Annotated in this window: 1 pseudogene; it reads left to right on the forward strand. The window is 72.9% G+C overall.

What is annotated here, in order from left to right:
• Positions 1–266 (forward strand): annotated as a pseudogene (locus KUF83_RS01050) (hypothetical protein); the annotation flags it as partial.

The following is a 266-nucleotide window of genomic DNA, read 5'->3' on the forward strand; positions in this document are numbered from 1 at the left end:
TGCCCGGCCGTCGCGCCGAGCCTGCCCGCCATCCCCGCCTCCGCGAAGGCCGAGGTCGACCGCAACCTCGCCCTCCTCAACACCCAGATCGCCGAAGCCAACAAGCGCCTCGTCGACACCGTCGGCCAGGGCGGCCCCAACTTCGCCCAGAACGCCATCGTCGGCCCCCTCAAGGACAAGCGCGTCGCGACCATCAACCGGATCGCCACCGCCATCGGCCGCACCGCGGCCAAGCCCCAGGGCCTCGACTCCCTCGCCCCCTGCAC

It is taken from the genome of Streptomyces sp. BV286 (genome assembly GCF_019090165.1).
Lineage (GTDB): Bacteria > Actinomycetota > Actinomycetes > Streptomycetales > Streptomycetaceae > Streptomyces.